At 45.8% G+C, this 592-nt stretch carries 1 protein-coding gene; it reads left to right on the top strand.

Going from position 1 to position 592, the window contains the following annotated elements; all coding sequences use genetic code 11:
• Nucleotides 1-376: 376 nt before the first annotated feature.
• The coding region (locus RI557_RS11700; RefSeq protein WP_310683958.1) for a CopD family protein at nucleotides 377-592 on the top strand (216 nt) is incomplete at its 3' end.

Here is a 592-nt window from a genome sequence, read left to right as displayed (position 1 = left end):
TTCATTATTAGAACTTCTCTCCTCCTAAACCTTAACCTCAACCTTGACCTCGACCTTGACCTTGACCCTGGCTGTCAGCAACTTAAACGTAAAACTCATAACCCGTGAGCGTCAGCGAGCTCGCTGCGTTCTCCGCGTTTCCTGCAAAGCAAACATCACTTCCTCGCTACGACCGCTGCGTTACCCCCACTTTAAGCTTAAAACTCAATCCGCTACCTCGTTTTGAGCCCCGCGAAAAACATATTTCACTATTCATTCTTGAGCAAAGCGAATGAACATGTCTCCTCAGCCTCAACCTCGATTCAACCTCATTTCTCCAAAATAACACCCAATCACCAACCGTACATCGAGACTTTCGCTAATTTTGCTGCTCATTATGCTGTACATCAAAGCACTTCATATCATTTTCGTGGTCACCTGGTTTGCCGGGCTGTTCTACATCGTAAGATTATTCATCTATCACACTGAAGCTGAACAACGGTCAGAACCGGAAAAGTCAATCCTCCAGTCGCAATTCAGGCTCATGGAGAAAAGACTTTGGTACGGAATCACCTGGCCAAGTGCGGTTCTGACCATGATTTTTGGAATTTGG

Origin of the sequence: Salibacter sp., from assembly GCF_031581065.1 — a bacterium.
In the GTDB taxonomy this organism is placed as follows: Bacteria; Bacteroidota; Bacteroidia; order Flavobacteriales_G; family Salibacteraceae; genus Salibacter.
Note: the sequence above shows the minus strand (reverse complement) of the source record. Positions and strands in the feature narration are given on the sequence as shown.